A 17413-nucleotide genomic window follows, 5' to 3' on the forward strand; every position below is an offset into this window, starting at 1 on the left:
ACAAATGCTGACCGATGCTGCGCTTAAGCACCTGAGACCAAAAGAGAAGTCCTACAAGGTGACGGATCGGGACGGCATGTACGTCCTCGTCAGTACGAAGGGCTCGATCTCCTTCCGGCTCGACTACCGAATGAACGGACGCAGGGAGACCATCACCTTCGGCAAATACGGTCCGGCCGACCTGTCGCTTGCGCGAGCAAGAGAGCTCTGCACCGACGCCAGGCGCGCCATCAAGGAGGGGCGGTCGCCAGCCATCGAGAAGCAGCGCGCCAAACGGCGCCTGATGGAAGCCAAGGCGTTCGGCGAGTTCGGTGAGAAGTGGCTTACGGCGGCCCCCATGGCGGACAGCACGCGGGCGATGCGTCGTTCAATCTTCGAGCGCGAGCTGTTGCCACCTTGGCGCAAGCGGCTTTTATCGGAAATCACGCCAGACGATTTGCGAAAGCACTGTGCGGCCATCGTTGAGCGGGGCGCGCCGGCAACTGCGATTCACGCCCGCGACATCGTCAAGCAGATCTACGGCTTTGCCATTCTGCACGGCGAGAAGGTCGCCAATCCTGCAGACGACGTTGGACCATCTTCGATCGCGCAGTTCGTCCCTCGCGATCGCTCGCTGTCGCCGTCAGAGATCCGCATCATGCTCAAGCAGCTGGAGCACGTTGCTACGCTCCCGACCATCCGGCTGGGCGTCAGGCTCTATCTTCTCTCCATGGTGCGGAAAAGCGAATTGCAGGATGCGACGTGGGACGAGGTCGACTTCGAGAATGCCGTTTGGACCATCCCAAAGGAGCGGATGAAGCGGTCGAAGGCGCACAACGTGTACCTCTCGCGACAAATGCTCGATATCTTCATCGCGCTTAAGACCTGCGCCGGCAATTCGCGATATGTGTTTCCGTCCCGGTATGATGCCGACAGCACGATGTCACGGGCGACCTTCAATCGCGTCACCACCGCGGTCGTCGAGCGCGCTCGGACAGAGGGGCTGCCGCTCGAACATTTCACGGTCCACGACCTCAGGCGGACAGCGTCGACGCTGCTCAACGAGGTCGGCTTCAACAGCGATTGGATCGAGAAGTGCCTGGCGCATGAGGATGGTCGCTCGTCGCGCGGGGTCTACAACAAGGCTGAGTACGAGCTGCAGCGCCGGCACATGATGCAGGAGTGGTCGAACATCATCGACGCGTGGGTCGGAGGCCAGAAATACGCGCCAACCCTCAATCCGCCGTCGATGCCGATCTTCGAGCCCGATCCTGCCCTTTGACGGGCCGGCTTCTTCGCAGTTTCACGTCTGGATGCGGGGCGCGGGTGAGGGGAGCGCTCCGGCGCAGCAAAAGCCAAGCCTCCACTTCGCTGAGGTCCCACACTACGCAGCGAGGAGAGAGGGCGAAGCGTCTCGGGAATTCGCCGCGCTGCTCCATCTCGTAGATGGTGCTGTCGGCGAGAGGGACCATTTCACGGAGCTGATGCCGCCGGATTGTTCGTCTGAGTCCCGCGCCTTCCTGGCGAGCCATGATCGATCCCCTTGTGCGATACGCAGCAAATGAAGCCGATCGAACTGGAATGAAACAGACATACGCCTGTCGGTAGGGCAATTGGAAGGATCCGCGAACGAATGGAAGCAATCGGGTGCCCTGGCGTAGTCAGAGGTCAGACCCTCCAACTACGAATCTGAGGGTCGGACGTTCGAATCGTTCCGGGCGCGCCAACTTTTTCATTTAAAATCAACGTGCTATCTCCGCTGCTGCACGGCTTGGCAATTTTGCACGGTCGCTGTGCAAGCACGGTGCAAGCTGGCGGCCGAATTTCGAGACCTTCGGGGGGTAATTCCCCCTCCCTTGCTCACATCTTTGCCGCACCGCTGGCCGGGGCTGGCGAGCCGAGCGAGCCATGCGGTCGTGGCATGGGTCCCGGATGCTCGCACCTCTCTGTGAAAGCTTTTTCTCTCAAATAGGAATTCGGCCGTCCAAGTCGCCCAAGATGTCCGAAAGGCTGTAGTTCTGCGGGTTTCTCATGCGTACGGTTTGCCGTCCGGTGCCGCCCGAGCCGCCCGGAAAATACGAGATCGTCAGGGGCGCCGGCCTCGATCCTGACGCTGTGGAGCGGGCCAGGTGCGGTACGTCAGGGTTGTCAGGTGAGAATCGCAACTGAGCGGCTGGCGAGTTTTTGGGGCGCGCTTGTGCCGTAGGGGGTAGGTGCCCGGGAAGGACCCGTGAGGGGGCGTCGCCAGGCATCCAAGGACTCCGCAGCGCAGAGTGGATGGCGAAGGCGCAATGACCAATGTACCGCCCAGGACGGCGGGTGATGTCGGTCGTCCACGGGCAACGTGCCGATCGCTAGCAGCAGGGGGAGCGGGGAGGCGTGGTGCATCATACCTCTTGACGCTGGCCGTTGCAGAGTTACGTGCCGCTAAGACTACCCGCGCCGAGCAAGAGCGCATAACCAACATCGGCGTATGGTGTTCGCCGTAGTAGTGTTTGACAACGGTCTTACGTCAGCACGGTCACCTTTTCATTGCTGAGCAGTCGCCGCGCGGCTTCGGGTATGCCGGCAGGCGACCCATAACCCAGCTCCTTTCCAATCGCATCTCGCCAGTTCTCGATCCGGCGTTGCCGCTTGAGAGCCACGAGCGGCCTTGCAGCAATGTAGCTAACTTCGTCGACTACACCGATTCCCGAAATCATGCCCTTGAGCACATTCACGGACGGCGTCCGCGCTTCGTGCAGTACTATCGAAAGTATCTCATAATCATTTGTCTTCTGTTCAAGCAGAAAATACATGTATTCGCGCACAGGATAAAAGTAGCCGTGGTATTCATAGGCTGAGATATTGCCGCTCGAATCTCTGTGCGGATTGATCAGTGTGACATGAAGGCCGTCAGTGGTGAGGCGGTCTATCTCAAGAAGTGATCCGATGACGGTGTCGGCATTGTGCATATAATAAAGCACGTACTGCCCGCGGTACTTCTCGAAGCTTGTCTGCCAACGACCATTGTTTTCTCTCAGGGTACGAAACGTCAATAAGGGTAGGTTCGAAGAAGCAGTGCTTCCCCCGAAACGGGCGCGGAACGCTTCGTGGTCGAGTTCAAGAGTAGCTCCATCGATGCGGAAGAAGGATGCCAAAGTAATCGCTTGCTGAACGTTTGGATCGCGCTCGCCGCTCATGAGTTTCGCGAGGACTGCTCTATTCCAACCCAGCTCCGCCGCCAATTCCTCTTGTTTCAACCGGTGCAATCTCGCAATGTAACGAAGATTTTTGCAGAAATTAGTCAGCTTACGTTCCGTCGATGGCATCGCCAATTCCCTCGGTCCAATCGCGCCACAGTTTGGCACATTTTGCCACAAGCTGGGATGACCGGATCTTCCTAGATTACGGGATGAGCCTCAACGAGGTTTCGGGGTCCCCACCGCGGAGAGGCGGACTATCCCGTGCTTGCGAGAGAGCGCGGGTGTGACCATACGGATAAGAAGGAAGGCGATAATGTCACGTAAAGGTCGTGCAATGGGTGTCGCGTTGCTTGGCGCGTTGTCCACCAATCCTGTCAGTGCTGGAGGGATTTTTGATAAACCTTTCAGCCGAGGTGGCGCTTTCAGCATTGACAAGCCCTTTGACAGGGGCGGGGCTCTTAGCATCGATAAGCCCTTCGACAAGGGCGGCGCGCTTAGCATAGACAAGCCTTTCGATAAGGGCGGCGGCCTTAGTATCGATAAGCCCTTCAGCAAAGGTGGCTCCCTAAGTATCGACAAAATCGATGATAAGACCTGGGAGGCGATAGGAGTTGTAGCAGCTGTTGTTGTTGTCGGTTGGGCTGTGTGCATTGACGGCTGCACCCTCGTGGCAAGCGTTGTCGTCGATGGCTCGACGGTTGGCGCATCCGGTGGCGCGGCGACTGCAGTGTCCATTCCGTTGGTCACACACGAGTTTGGTGGCTCCGGCAGTGCATCTAAAAGCAATCCGGGGGCGCCAATCCAAAGCCGCGCCGATGCTAAGTCAGCTCCATCGGAAAACACGACGACGGGGGCGGACAAAGACCCTCTCTCTCCGACGAAGACGTATCCAAGGTATTATTCTGTAAAGGAGTATCCGAGCCCTGAGGGGATGACGAACGCAATCCCGAAGGTCTCCTTTAGATCGTTGTCGGACAAGTTCACCGACGCTCTGCTACAGTTTGCGTATCCATCGCCTGATGCCAAACCTCGAGTGCCCACTGCAAGTGATCCGGCCGGGGGCGTGTTTACGTCCCCTCGATCCGGCCTGACTAAAGATGCAGACAGCTTGTACGGCAAGGGCAATGCTCGAAGAATGCACGCCGCGACAGACTATTTGGTCAAGCCGGGTACAGAGATTTACGCGACAATGAGCGGCACTGTAACGCGTATCGATGGTCATACCGAGACGAATTTTCCAATGGTGACTATCGCGGCCTTTGACGGCACGCAGTCCCGCATACTCTACGTCGATCTCGACCCTGCGATAAAAAAAGGCGCCAAGGTTGTAGCGGGAGAAACTAAAATCGGACACGCTGCCGATTTGTCAAAGGCGCCTGAATACGCGGGCATTCCCAACCATGTTCATGTCGACTACACGGACAGAGAGGGGCGCCGGTTCGATCCGTTCCTGAACATGTATGTTGATGACAAAACCGAAGCGACCGCAGGTAAAGCGAAATAGCGGTAGCGCTTTTTGTGAAGAGGGCGCTCCTGCCAAGTCTGCGGGTAGTCTAACACGAAGAGGTTGGGGATCTGTCCGGTTCTCGGTAGAGCCCCAACCGAAATCAGTCGACCATGCCTCTCAGTGTTTTTGAACCAATTCGGCCCTTCTGTGGCAAGAACCAATATGGTGCAAGTGCCTTGCGCTTCGTAAGTATACGGCCGCGGTCTTACGGACCAGCGGCCGCCACGATCGCGCCGATCCTCGATAGTACTCGCGAAGCCTCACAATATGGCCGTTGCCATTAGGCGATACAGCAAGCCTTAGTAAAAGATTACGCTCGCTAATGGTTGCCAGCGCGGTTAGTCTCCCGCGGATTGGCTGGCATTTGAGTTGAGGTGGGCACCGGTAGTTTGATCACAGTCAATATTGTCTTTTCTTGATTGAGCGGGCTGAATCCCGCGCACCGGATCGACGACCCATGGCTCGGCGTTTCGTGCGATGACGCCAAAAGCGTCCGCGATCTCCACACGCATGTTGTGAACGATTGCGTTCAATTCGGCCCGCACTTGTGGAATGCCCGCCTTTGTGAAGGCCGCCGCTAGAGTGTCGGCATGCGAGGGAAGGCGCGCGATGACCTTGAGGACAGTCTCGGCCATAGTGCGCGCCCCCGCCTTCGCCTCGGCGACAGGCACCAACTCGCCGAGCCGTTGTTGAAGTTCGAGGTACTTCAGATCGGCGGTGTATTGTTTCTCTCGCGTCTGCGCGTCACGGAAGGCGGAAGATGTTGGCGCATCGACATCGGCCATTGCTTTCGTTGCTGTACCGGCCTCGCGGGCGGCATCTCCGGTCGAGCCAACCGCAAGGTCATATTGCGCGAGATTTACGCGAAGCGACCGCCCCTCGCCACGCGTAAAGATGTCGCCGGCCTCGACGAGCCGCCGGACACGTTCGTGAACGCTTTGGCGAGACAGGTTCTTTAATCGCGCCAGTTCAGCAACGGAAAGCCAAAGGCCGGAAGCCAACTCGCTATCGAATGATGTTTGAGACATTGAAGCTCCTTTAGATTAGCACGACGCCAGTCGTCAGACCGGCGCGATATCGTTGTCGGCTGGATGTGGCGGCGTCGCTGCGCGGCGGCCCGGTGCGACTGGCATGTCGTCGGGTGCGATGATCGAGATCAACCTTGCATCCGACTTCCGCCGGTCGATCACGAAACCTTTCGCGCGCAGAAGAGGGGCTGCTCGATCGAGGCGATTGCCGAGCCCCGATGCTGTCGCCGGCCAGGCGCGCGACTTGCGAACCGTCTCGCTGGCATGCCCGGTCAATCGACTAAGCAATTCGGTTGCCGTGCCCGTCCAAACCCGCTCGGTGCTCGCACACATGAAATCTCGGATCGCGACGGCCACCGCATCAGCTTCGAAGGCGCCGTCCGCAACATCAGCCCGGTTTCGGTTGTATGCGGCGACGAAGTCCCCGGGCTCCCAGCCGAGACCGCCCTCCGACGCGGTAATCCACTTCATGAAGTCGGCCATGCGAGGCAGCCGATCCAGTTTTATGCTCGCAATGTTGCGCAACCCCGCGCTGACGGCATCCAGCAACGCGCCGAGGATCAGCGGCTGCCGATCGTGGTAATCCTGCCACAACGCATCCTCTGGCCGGCGCTCCGACTCGGGAATGACGCGCAGGTGCACATTGAGCGCGCGATCGGCCAAGTCGGCACGATCAGTCAATGACGGGATGCCGTTGAGAATAACAGGCGACTGCACCTCGCAGATCACCTCGTCGCGGTCGGTGTGCAGCATGCGCGTTGCGAAGCCGCCGCCCGTCGCGATCCGGCAGAGCGCGTCACTTAGCCAATTCGGCACCGAGGACAGGTTGTCGAAAGCGAGAACCTTCGAATTCATCGCCGACACGATAAGGTCGCGATCGTCTTTTGGTGCAGCGCGGATTGGCGCAGCGCTCGGATCGATCAGCCCGCGCACCATGCGAGAGAATACCGACTTGCCTGTGCCCTGCTCGCCATTCACTACGAGGACCGGATATGGTCCTCGGTCGCGCAACGCGGCGACCATGAAAGCGACGACAAGCTTGAAGCTGTCGTCATCCTTGACGTTGACAAGATCGCGAAAAATCTCGATGCCTTCACCGGCCTCGGGCTCGGGTAACGCGCGCATCGCTGGTGTCCGGATGAATTTAACCGGAGGGCGCTCGACCACCCGCCATCCGTGCGCAGTGATCTCGACGGCGCGCCACGCGTCATCGCAGAGATCAAGGTAGATATGTTCGCCATGTCGGCCCGTCCGCATGGAAGCGATGTGGCGAGGACGTTCGTTGATCGCGATCGCTTCGAGAGTCCGGATCACGTCGTCGAGCGTCGAGCTACTGAGAACCTGTCCGGTTTTCAGCCGAGAGAGGTTCGCCAGCCATCGCTTGAAGGCTTGCGATTTAAGTGCCCAATTCTCGGCGTGACCGGCAATCTCGATCGTGGCGTAAGCAACAAGATCGGCATCATGCCAGAGATCGAGCCCGTCAAGCGCGGCCATCAATGCGTCGCTGCGGCTTTCGCGGCGCTTGCGCTCCCCCGGTTCGGTGGTTTGGTCCGGCTTGTCAGCTTGGGCGGCGCGCGCAGCGTCGATCAACGCCGCGATGCGATCCGGTCCCCAACCGGTGGCCTCGGCGTCCGCCGCGTCCCATCCCTCAGCGCAGGAGTCGGGCGGCGACACGATGCGCACGGATGCCGCGATTGGCCCGACGATTGATGCGACGGCTTGAGAGTACGCCAGTCCGGCATCGTCCGCGTCGGGCCAGATGATCACACGCCTTCCGGCAAGCGGCGACCAATCGGCTTTCTTCGCGCTCTTTGAGCCGTTGGGACTCGTGATCGCAATGAAGCCCGCCGGCAGCAAGCGGCGAGCAGCGTCGCAGGCCTTCTCACCCTCGGTTACGACAACCGGTGCACTCGGCTTTGCTGCAAGAAGATCGAGTCCATAGAGCGGGCGCGGCGCCGTCCACGATTCCCACCGCCATTCGAGCGTGCCGGCCGCGCCATCGCGCCAAAGGGTTTGAGGCCTAAATTGCTTGTCCTCATACTGATCGAAGCGATGCACATAACCGAGCAAGGCGCCGTTGGCGTCGGTATATCTCCACGTGGCAGTCGGTTGTCCGAGCCGGTGTCCAGGCGGCGAGGGCGCGTCGGCAGGAATTGGAACAATGATGCTGCGACCGGGCTCGGCCGCCGGCGCGGCGGCTGGCTTGCCGCTGAGCGGCGCAAAAGGATCACTGCTCATGTGGATTCAATCCGAGCATGCCAGCCACGCGCAACGCGGCCTCAGCCTGCTTCAAGTGAAACAAATAGGCGGCCAGGGAGACGAGATCGCCCCCACGATCGCCGGTCGCGAAGTCTGCCCACGAACCGGTGCGGAGATTGATCTTGAAGCTCCCCAGCTTTGCGTCTCCCCGTGTCGGGTTAAGTGCGATCCACTCAGCGCCTTCGCGCCGGCCGCTAGGCAGCCAGCGCGAAACGATGGATTCAGCTTGGGCGCGCGCGGCCAATGCCACGCGCGAGAAAGCGATGGGTTTGCGTGTTTTCATCGGTCGGCCATGGCCTCATTCAGAGCCAGGATGTCGGCCGCCGTGCACACCGGCAGTTGCCTCGGTGAGCCGATGGCGCCAAGGATCATCAGGCGGTAACCGTGCCCAAACCAAGGAGATTGCGGCTTGTGGCAGTGAGCTCCACGGCCGGTCACCGCCGCTCGCTCATCTGGCGGTTCGCCGTGGGAGTGCAAAACCCGGCAATACGGACACCGGAACATCAGCGAAACTCCGCCGTCGTCACGCTTGACGCGGTAAGCCGGAATCAAGTCTTCACGATGCGCCTTTGTCATTGTCGGCGCTCCCGCCTGAGCCGGCACTTGATGCAGGGACACGTTTGGACCGTCGCCTTGGGCGGTCGGCGATCGCGCCGTGGCTCCGCATCGCATTGCAGACACGCACAGCCGCGCCCACAACCCCGCTTGATCGGATGCAGGCGCTCGTCACGTGGGCAGACAAAGCCCACGCCGAGGCGCACATTGTGCAAGACTTCGACGACGTCATTACGGATAACGCTGCCGTCATCCGCATCGAAGTAGCGCTGACCAGACATCCGGATCGCCGGCCGGAATGGCAGCAGCGACCGCCGGGCCTCCCGCCCGGTCTGTTTGGTTTCGCTATCAGCGCGTTCTGCGAACCGCTTAGCCATGCGCTGCCCTCCGCACGTCGGCTTCGGTCGTCGAGGTAACGATCCGCGAGTTGATGTAGGCGAGAACGTCGCCGCGCCGATATCGCACCGACGACCCAGCTTCACATAAGGACAGCCCGAACCGCGGAGGCGTTCCATTTGCAGCGTTCGTACGCTCTGGCTGCGCATGCGAGCAGCCTCGATTTCGTTGATAAGATCATCTTGAGAATTCATCATTTGCCCCACAGGTTATCGCCAGGCGTCCCGCCTGGCGTTGCTGCAACGTTTGAGCGCTGATGAATATCCGGCGCTGCATCCGTTACTGGGGAGCAACTTAGTCGACGATGTTCTCTCTGGCTAAAGGACGAAACTGTCTTGTTTTGTCTCCGAGTTTCGTACCGTCCAACGCCTTACCTTCAGGCCGAGGGGCTATATTCGTTTACGCGTGTAGACTCGACCGTCGTCCAAGACGAGGGCTGATGATTTCGCTTCGATTACATCGGGCGCACGTCCAATCTGCAGTGCGGCTTTGATCTGTCGTTCCTGGTTGCCGCGCCGCCCAATAGTTGCGTATGCGCTTTTGACGAACATGAAAAATGCTTCAGATCGTGCGGGCTCGACACCTGTCAGAAGGCGGTAGAGCTCGCCGACTTCTTCGATGAAGGTACGATCCCAGAAGCTTGGCGGACGCCCTTCGTGCGTGGACAGGGTCACTTCTCTCGCCAAGAGTTCGGACAGCGAATGCGAGGCGTTGATCATCGGGGCAGCCGCGATTTTTAGATGCCCTACTGCCCTGTGCAATTCTGCGGCGCGTTCTGCTTCATCCTTCAGATCGATGAATCCAGTCCGGCGATCTACGTCACTAAGAACGAGGTTTCGAGGCCACCCAAGTGACGAATCCGAAGTGTCCGCATCGGAACGCAGCAACGCGTTGACTTGCGCAATGATACTATCCAGCTTTGCCTTGAGTTTTAAATTCCGAGCCCTTGCAAGATCGAGCCTGCGTTCGGCGCTATGTATCTTTTGAGCAAGGTTTGTTGCGCGGAAAAGATACAGGCGAGCGGTGTAGTAAGGGCAGAGCACCGGTCCGAACCTGGATTGGCGACCGTTAAGGTCCTCTTCGGCCAAGAGCCTTACCCCGCGTTGGGCGCGCCGCAACTTGCTAATCCGCTTGTCAATCAGAAGAGGAGACCCCGGTTCTTTCCAAGGAGTCCAATGTTCCGGTCTCGGGATATCCGCTGGCCGCGAAACACCAAACAAGTGGCTGAGCGCCTGCTCAGACGTAATAGGCGGCTCAATTAACTTTCGAACCAAGCGCCGTCACTGCTCCTTGCCAGTCGGTTTGAGGGCCATTGCTCGCGAGATCAGGTGGTCTTTTACGACGATTCGTTGCTGGTGGCATAAGTGCCAAAGGTGCTCGGGTTTTGCGCTGACAAGGGCAACTCAACCGGCCGCCATATCCGGCCATCGAGTTCCGGTCGTCCGAGGATCAAATCAGGTAGGGATCGCCACATTTCGCCATTGACGGGGAGGCAAATATAACAAATATAACAAATATGACAAGTGATCAGACTTATGCCGCGACCCTACGGTCCATACGGGCCAAGCTCAATCTTACGCAAGAACAGCTCGCCGAGAGGTTGGGCGTGTCGTTCGCGACCGTCAATCGCTGGGAGGGAGGTTCCAATGTGCCCCAGAAAGCGGCCCGCGAAGTGATTTCCGCTCTCGCTGTGGAAGCCGGGGTAAGCACCCCTGAGGGTCTCAACGAATCGCCGGAACCGGCAGCCGGTGTGACGCGTCGACGTCGTGGGGCTGCTGCCGCACCATCCACCAAGCCGATGGAGCAGATGCTGTGGGATGCCGCCTGCTCTATTCGGGGCGAGAAGGACGCGGCCAAGTTCAAGGACTACCTGCTGCCGCTCCTGTTCCTGAAGCGACTGTCGGACGTGTTCGACGACGAGATCCTGCGACTTGCCGAGGAATTTGGCGACCAGGAAACCGCGCTCGAAATCGCTGAAAGCGATCATTCCTTGCTACGCTTCTATCTGCCGCCCGAAGCTAGATGGAGGGTAATAAGCGGTCGCGAGAGCTATGGTTGGCCTCTCGACGACAAAGGCGAGAGCACGAAGCCGAAGGACATCGGCGAGCACCTCACCAAGGCGGTGCGCGCCGTCGTGAAACAGAACCCTTCGCTGTCGGGCGTTATCGACGTGGTCGATTTCGCCGCCGAGCGCAACGGCGAGCGCGACGTCAACCCGGCCAAGCTGCGCGGCGTCATCGAGACGTTTTCGGATGGGCGCTACCGACTCGGCCTTGCCGACGTGCAGCCGGATTTCCTCGGCCGCGCCTATGAATACTTGCTGCGGAAATTCGCGGAAGGCTCGGGGCAGAGCGCAGGCGAGTTCTTCACGCCGACCGAGGTCGGTTTCCTGATGGCGCACATCATGCGCCCGCGCCCCGGCGAGGATTGCCACGACTACGCCTGCGGCTCCGCCGGCCTCCTGGTGAAGCTGCAACTGGTCGCGCGTGAGCTCGATCCGACCAGCAAGGTGCCGCTCAAGCTCACCGGCCAGGAGCTTCAGGCCGAGAGCTACGCCGTCGCGCAGATGAACGGCATCATCCACGACATGGAGGTCGAGATCGCCCGCGGCGACACGATGATCAATCCGAAGTTTCGGACGGCTGACGGCAGGGTGAAGACCCACGACATCATCGTCGCCAATCCGATGTGGAATCAGCCGTTCAATCCCGATGTCTTCGCCAACGATCCGTTCGATCGCTTTCGCACGGCGGGCGGCATCACCACCGGCAAGGGCGATTGGGCTTGGCTCCAGCACACACTGGCTTGCCTCAATGATCACGGCCGCGCCGCCGTGGTGCTCGACACCGGCGCGGTGACGCGCGGCTCGGGCTCGAAGAACGAGGACAAGGAGCGCAACATCCGCAAATGGTTCGTCGATCGCGACCTGATCGACGGCGTGATCCTGTTGCCTGACAACCTTTTCTACAACACCAGCGCCGCCGGCGTGATCGTGGTGCTCAGCAAGCGCAAGCCGGCCGCGCGCAAGGACAAGATCGTTCTTCTCAATGCCAGCCGGCGCCTGAGGAAGGGCAAGCCCAAGAACTACATTCCCGAAGACGACATCCGGCCGCTGGCCACGGCGTTCCTCAAAGGCGAGCCGGAGGAAGGCGAGGTTGGGATCATTACGCGCGCGCAGGCTGAGGAAGCCGATTACAACCTCAGCCCGAGTCGGTGGATTCAGCAGAATGGAGATGTCGAGCACGGCTCAATCCACATGCTTCTACGGGAACTTGAGCGCCTCCACGAACTGGACGCAGCACTGACCGGCGATGTGCTTAAAGCCCTGGGGCCGCTCGCCAAGGAGGCGACGAATGGCTGAGTGGAGGACTGAGACTGTCGAAGACTGCCTTGTTCGGCTTCCTCTCGCGGCTGTTCCAAAGCTCCAAACGCGAGACTATCGCCCGTCTGGGCGTCATCCGATCATCGATCAGGGACAATCTCTCATTGCTGGCTGGACGGATGACGAGAGCGGGCTAATAGCGCATAACCTGCCAGTCGTTGTTTTTGGTGACCACACACGGGCCTTCAAGTTCGTGGATTTTCCGTTCGTTCGAGGAGCGGATGGAACTCAGATCCTCAAGCCCAAGCCGGACATTGATCCGCTGTTTTTCTACTATGCCCTCCGGGCTATCGATCTTCCTTCCCGCGGGTACAATCGCCATTTCAAAGCCCTGAAAGAAAAAGAAATCTCCGTGCCGACAAAGCCCGAGCAGAATGATATCGGGCGCGTGCTGAAGGCGGTCGAAGGCTCGCTAAACCTTCAAGACGAAGAACTGGCGGCATGGGATCGGTGCAAGCGCGCGGCGATGCGCACGCTATTCACGCGCGGACTCCGCGACGAGCCGCAGAAGGAAACCGAAATAGGCTTGGTGCCGGAGAGTTGGGATGTCGTCGATTTCGCAAGTATTCGGGATCGGCTGCAATACGGCACCTCAACGCGCTGCACTTATGAACCTGATGGCCTGCCGGTTCTGCGCATTCCGAACATTGAACCTGGACGCGTCAATGCGTCGGACCTGAAATTCGGAAGGCTGCCCGCTGAGGAAGCCAACCGATACAAGCTTCAGGACGGGGACCTCATTTTTATTCGGACCAATGGCGTCCTCGATCGGCTTGGCTCTTGCGCTGTCTATTCAGGCGCGCCAGAAAACGCCTTGTTCGCCTCATACCTTATCCGCGCGCAATTGAACCGCGAGAAGGTCGATCCATACTTCGCTGCGTTCTTCTATGGCTCGGAAGCTGGCACGGGCATTGTGGCCGGACGAGCGACGCCCGCAGCCGATGGCAAATACAATTTGAATACAGGCACAATCGACAGCTTGCCGCTTCCGTTGCCGGCAATACTGGACGAGCAGCGCGAGATCGTCGCCATTCTCGACGCCATCGACCGCAAGATCGACCTTCACAAAAAGAAGCGCGCTGTGCTCGAAGAGCTTTTCAAGTCGCTCCTGCACAAGCTGACGACCGACGAAATCCGGGTCGGCGACCTCGATCTGTCCGCGCTCGATTTGTCCAGGGTCGCGGAGGTTGCCGCATGACCGAGATCAGCAAGGATCACGTTGAATGGGCGATGGTCGGCCGCTTGCGGCTGATGCTTGAGGAGCCGCCGCATCAGAGTTTCAACGTGACGCAGACCTATGCGCTCTTCACGTCAGTCCTGTGCTGGGTAATGCAACGAGTGCGCATCAAGTCGCATGAAATCGTCAGCAAGGACGATAAGACCGCATGCAGTCTGTTCAAGAGGCTGGAAGGTGATTCGATCAGTGCCGATCCCTGGCGCATTCATGTCGCCCCGACCGGGCGGATCGAGCGCGTAGGAGCGGTGAGCGTTCCGGTCCCGGTGCCACAGGGATTTGAGGCCCACACGGCCGCGCGCTTTCTCATCAATCTGCGTGACGCCACCGCTCACGGCGACGCGCGCAACGTCGAGCCGTTCAACAACGGCAGTTTGCTGGTTGGCTTCACTTTCTCATGCGCGGAATTCAAGAGCCGAAAGAAGGTATGGGACGGAAGGATCACTCTTCTCGAAGCCGATATTCGCCGGATCGGTATCCAATTAGCGAAGCTCTATTGCGACGCCATTCGGCACAGTGAGCCGAATCGGCGCGATGGCCACTTTGGTGGCGATGCTGCTTCGATTAAGGAGGCCGCGGCATGAAAAAGCCTCTCAAGATTGGCGAAGCCGGCACCGTTCAATTCCCGATGGTGAAGCACGCGGTCGAGATCGGCTGGACGTCTATCACCCCCGAAGTCGCCAAGCAGAAGCGCGGCGGCGAGGCCGGAATGCTGCTCCGCGACGAACTGGAGGCGAAGCTCGCCGAGTTCAACCCGTGGATGACCAAGGATGCGATCCGTTCGGTCATCGAGACGCTCGACGCCATTCCGCCAACCATCGAGGGCAACCGTGAGATGCTGTCCTGGATGCGTGGCGAGCGGCAATGGTACGACGAGGACGAAAAACGCCACCGCCGGGTGACGCTGATCGATTTCGAGCACCCTGACGCCAACGCCTTTCATGTCTCATGGGAATGGGCGCTCAAACCGCCGGCCCGCAAGGGCAACCGCGCCGATGTGATGTTTCTCGTCAACGGCGTGCCGGTCTGCATTGTGGAGCACAAGAATCCAAAGGACGGCGACGCCATCGAGCGCGCCATCAAGCAGCTGCGGCGATACGAAATGGAGACGCCGGAACTGATCGGCTCGCCGCAGCTTTTCAACGTCACACATCTGCTCGATTACTGGTACGGTGTCACCTGGAACGCCAATCGCCGGTTCCTCGCCCGCTGGAAGCAGGCGCCCGATGAAGCCTATCGCTTCGCTGTGCAGGCCTTTTTCGAGCGCACCGACTTTCTGCGCACGCTCCAGCACTGGATTCTGTTCTACGTAGAGGACAGCGAGACAAAGAAATCTGTGCTGCGCCAGCATCAGCGCCGTGCCATCGACACCGTAATCGAACGTTGCGCCGATCCCACCAAGGATCGCGGTCTTGTCTGGCATACCCAAGGCTCGGGCAAGACCTTCACCCTGCTCACGGCAGCCCGCCTGATTCTGGAGCAAAAGGAGCGGTTCAAGAACGCGACGGTGATCCTAGTAGTCGATCGCACCGAGCTTGAAGGTCAGATGAAGGGCTGGGTCGAGAAACTGCTCGGCGAGATGCAAAAGCAGGACATCGCGACTTGGCGCGCCAACTCCAAGGCCGAATTGCAAGACCTGCTTAAGAGCGACAAGCGTGGCTTGATCCTGTCGATGATCCACAAGTTCGAAGGTGTCGACAAGGACAGCAACACCCGCGACAACATTTACGTCTTCATCGATGAGGCCCACCGTTCGATCGCCAAAGACCTTGGCACCTATCTCATGGCATCGGTGCCGAACGCGACGATCATTGGCTTCACCGGGACACCGATCGCCAAGACCGAACAGGGCGAAGGCACCTTCAAGATCTTCGGCAAGGACGACGAGCGCGGCTATCTGGACAAGTATTCCATCGCCGAGTCCATCGAAGACGAAACGACCCTGCCGATCAAGCACGTCATGGCGCCGAGCGAGATGACCGTGCCGACCGAACGGCTCGACCAGGAATTCTTCGAGCTGGCCGAAGCCGAAGGCGTGACCGACATCGACGAGCTCAACAAGGCGCTGGACCGCGCCGTCGGCCTGCGCACGTTCCTCACGGCTGACGACCGCATCGAGAAAGTTGTCGCCTTCCTGGCCGAGCATTTCAAGGAGAATGTCCTGCCGCTCGGCTACAAGGCATTTCTAGTGGGTGTGAACCGCGAAGCCTGCGCCAAATACAAGAAGGCGCTGGACAAGCTGCTGCCGCCCGAATGGAGCGTGCCGATCTATACGGAGAACGCCGCCGATATCGTCGATCGGCCACTGGTCCATGAACTACAGGTGAGCGACGAACGCGAGGCCGATGTCCGTCTCCTGTTCAAGAAGGCGGATCAGGACCCGAAAATCCTCATCGTCACTGACAAGCTGCTGACCGGCTACGACGCACCGGTGCTCTATTGTCTTTACCTTGACAAGCCGATGCGGGACCATGTGCTGTTGCAGGCAGTGGCGCGTGTTAACAGGCCTTATGTCGACCCGCAGGGTGTCCGGAAGCGCGTCGGGCTCGTGGTAGATTTTGTCGGTGTGCTGCGCGAGCTCAAGAAGGCCTTGAAATTTGATTCCTCCGACGTGAGTGGTGTGATCGAGGACCTCGATCTTCTCCTCAAGGATTTCCAAGAAAAGATCGTCAAAGCCGAAACCGATTACCTCGACGCTGGCGAGGGTGGGGACCCCGACGAGAAGCTTGAGCGGGTAGTCTACGGTCGGTTTTTGGAACCGGAATCGCGCAAGGCATTTTTCGAAGCCTACAAGGACATCGAAGCCCTTTGGGAAATCCTGTCGCCGTCTCCCGAGTTGCGGGATCATATCGAGACATTCAAACGTCTAGCACAGCTCTATGCGGCCGTGCGCAACGCGTATGCCGAGAAGATCGGCTTCGTGGCTGATCTCGCATACAAGACCAAGCGTCTCGTCGAGGTGAGCGCCATCCAGAGCGGGCTCGGCAATCTGACTAAGAGCGTCACGTTCGATCTGAAGACGCTTGAAGCGCTGCGCGGCGAGAAGGGATCAGATGAGGGAAAAGTCTTCAATCTGGTTCGTGGCTTGCAGAAAGAGATCGACGACGATGCCAGTGCGGCACCCGTCTTGCAACCGCTCAAGGACCGTGCCGAGCGCATTTTGAAGGACATGGAGGACCGGAAGACGACTGGCCTAGCGGCAATGGACCTGCTGGCAGCGCTCGCTGCCGAGAAGGAGCGAGCCGCTAAGGCCGCCAAGGATACTGGCTTGTCGCCGAAGGCCTTTGGCACGTTCTGGGCACTTAAGGACGATGAAGAGCTTAAGAAGGCCGGTGTGTCGGTTCTGGACCTCGCCAAGGAAGTTGAGAAGTTGATGGCCCGTTTCCCCAATGCGAGCGTGAATACGGACGAGCAAAGGCAGTTTCGAGCATCACTGTATCGTCCTCTTCTCGGCGTCGAGCGGGCGGCACGATCCAGGATTGTTGATCTCATTGCCGAGATCGTGACGCAATGAAGTGGTCGACGAACGGTTCACTCTCGCCCGCCGCGAGACTTAAGCGGCGAGTGGATGCGTGGGCGGTCAAGCTGCGGGTGATGCCCAAGTTTGTTCGGGTGCAGCATATGAGTCGTAAATGGGGGTCATGTTCCACCGCAGGCACAATCACGCTGGCAATCGACCTCGACGATCAGAGCGAAGGATTTCAGGACTTCGTGATTGCTCACGAGCTCATCCATTTGAAAGTGCCGAATCACGGTCGACTCTTTAAGGCTCTCATGACAACTCATGTGCCGGATTGGCGATCGCAAGATGTTCAGCGCCGTAGACGCCGACATTCGCGCAGCGCAATCTGACGCGCGCGCCGCTGCAAAACGGATGCTGGGAAGGAG

At 59.3% G+C, this 17413-nt stretch carries 15 protein-coding genes; 7 read left to right on the forward strand and 8 right to left on the reverse strand.

From position 1 onward, the window contains the following. Window positions 1-4: 4 nt before the first annotated feature. Window positions 5-1261 (forward strand): tyrosine-type recombinase/integrase, encoded by a 1257-nt coding sequence (locus tag ACVILH_RS21200; protein ID WP_456717036.1) that lies wholly within the window; start codon window positions 5-7, stop codon window positions 1259-1261. Here ACVILH_RS21200 and ACVILH_RS21205 read toward each other — a convergent pair. Then, complete coding sequence (locus ACVILH_RS21205) at window positions 1215-1511, reverse strand: helix-turn-helix transcriptional regulator (RefSeq protein WP_456714607.1); 297 nt, start codon at window positions 1509-1511, stop codon at window positions 1215-1217. The genes ACVILH_RS21200 and ACVILH_RS21205 overlap by 47 nt on opposite strands. Window positions 1512-2486: 975 nt before the next feature. Continuing rightward, window positions 2487-3290, reverse strand: a complete 804-nt coding sequence (locus tag ACVILH_RS21210; protein WP_456714608.1) for a helix-turn-helix domain-containing protein — start codon at window positions 3288-3290, stop codon at window positions 2487-2489. Window positions 3291-3477: 187 nt separating this feature from the next. Between ACVILH_RS21210 and ACVILH_RS21215 the strand changes: the two genes are divergently transcribed. Continuing rightward, on the forward strand, window positions 3478-4668 hold the full coding sequence (locus ACVILH_RS21215; RefSeq protein ID WP_456714609.1) for a hypothetical protein: 1191 nt from the start codon (window positions 3478-3480) through the stop codon (window positions 4666-4668). Window positions 4669-5009: 341 nt separating this feature from the next. Here the strand turns inward: ACVILH_RS21215 and ACVILH_RS21220 are convergent, their stop codons facing one another. From ACVILH_RS21220 to ACVILH_RS21245, 6 genes are all read right to left on the reverse strand, one after another. After that, a complete protein-coding gene (locus ACVILH_RS21220) occupies window positions 5010-5699 on the reverse strand; it encodes a hypothetical protein (RefSeq protein ID WP_456714610.1) in 690 nt (229 codons plus the stop codon). A 33-nt stretch (window positions 5700-5732) separates the two neighbouring features. Then, window positions 5733-7937: a DUF6371 domain-containing protein gene (locus ACVILH_RS21225; protein ID WP_456714611.1), complete on the reverse strand. Its 2205-nt coding sequence runs from the start codon at window positions 7935-7937 to the stop codon at window positions 5733-5735. Continuing rightward, window positions 7927-8241 (reverse strand): hypothetical protein, encoded by a 315-nt coding sequence (locus ACVILH_RS21230; protein WP_456714612.1) that lies wholly within the window; start codon window positions 8239-8241, stop codon window positions 7927-7929. Before ACVILH_RS21230 ends, ACVILH_RS21225 begins: the two co-directional genes overlap by 11 nt. Then, a complete protein-coding gene (locus ACVILH_RS21235) occupies window positions 8238-8534 on the reverse strand; it encodes a hypothetical protein (RefSeq protein ID WP_456714613.1) in 297 nt (98 codons plus the stop codon). Before ACVILH_RS21235 ends, ACVILH_RS21230 begins: the two co-directional genes overlap by 4 nt. Then, window positions 8531-8890, reverse strand: a complete 360-nt coding sequence (locus ACVILH_RS21240) for a hypothetical protein (protein WP_456714614.1) — start codon at window positions 8888-8890, stop codon at window positions 8531-8533. The genes ACVILH_RS21235 and ACVILH_RS21240 overlap by 4 nt, the downstream gene beginning before the upstream one ends. Before the next feature lie 408 nt (window positions 8891-9298). Further along, window positions 9299-9997 carry a hypothetical protein gene (locus ACVILH_RS21245; protein ID WP_456714615.1) on the reverse strand — a complete coding sequence of 233 codons (699 nt, stop codon included), beginning with the start codon at window positions 9995-9997 and terminating at the stop codon, window positions 9299-9301. Between the two features lie 428 nt (window positions 9998-10425). On the opposite strand from ACVILH_RS21245, the gene ACVILH_RS21250 reads away from it, so the two are divergent. Genes ACVILH_RS21250 through ACVILH_RS21270 form a run of 5 tightly spaced genes read left to right on the forward strand, consistent with a single transcriptional unit; the run spans window position 10426 to window position 17377 of the window. Beyond that, window positions 10426-12270 carry an N-6 DNA methylase gene (locus ACVILH_RS21250; protein WP_456714616.1) on the forward strand — a complete coding sequence of 615 codons (1845 nt, stop codon included), beginning with the start codon at window positions 10426-10428 and terminating at the stop codon, window positions 12268-12270. Beyond that, window positions 12263-13489: a restriction endonuclease subunit S gene (locus tag ACVILH_RS21255; protein ID WP_456714617.1), complete on the forward strand. Its 1227-nt coding sequence runs from the start codon at window positions 12263-12265 to the stop codon at window positions 13487-13489. The genes ACVILH_RS21250 and ACVILH_RS21255 overlap by 8 nt, the downstream gene beginning before the upstream one ends. Further along, window positions 13486-14109: a hypothetical protein gene (locus ACVILH_RS21260; RefSeq protein ID WP_456714618.1), complete on the forward strand. Its 624-nt coding sequence runs from the start codon at window positions 13486-13488 to the stop codon at window positions 14107-14109. Before ACVILH_RS21255 ends, ACVILH_RS21260 begins: the two co-directional genes overlap by 4 nt. Further along, complete coding sequence (locus ACVILH_RS21265; RefSeq protein WP_456714619.1) at window positions 14106-17039, forward strand: type I restriction endonuclease subunit R; 2934 nt, start codon at window positions 14106-14108, stop codon at window positions 17037-17039. Before ACVILH_RS21260 ends, ACVILH_RS21265 begins: the two co-directional genes overlap by 4 nt. Continuing rightward, window positions 17036-17377 carry a M48 metallopeptidase family protein gene (locus ACVILH_RS21270; protein WP_456714620.1) on the forward strand — a complete coding sequence of 114 codons (342 nt, stop codon included), beginning with the start codon at window positions 17036-17038 and terminating at the stop codon, window positions 17375-17377. The genes ACVILH_RS21265 and ACVILH_RS21270 overlap by 4 nt, the downstream gene beginning before the upstream one ends. Window positions 17378-17413 lie beyond the last annotated feature (36 nt).

The sequence above is a fragment of the Bradyrhizobium sp. USDA 4353 genome (genome assembly GCF_054063215.1).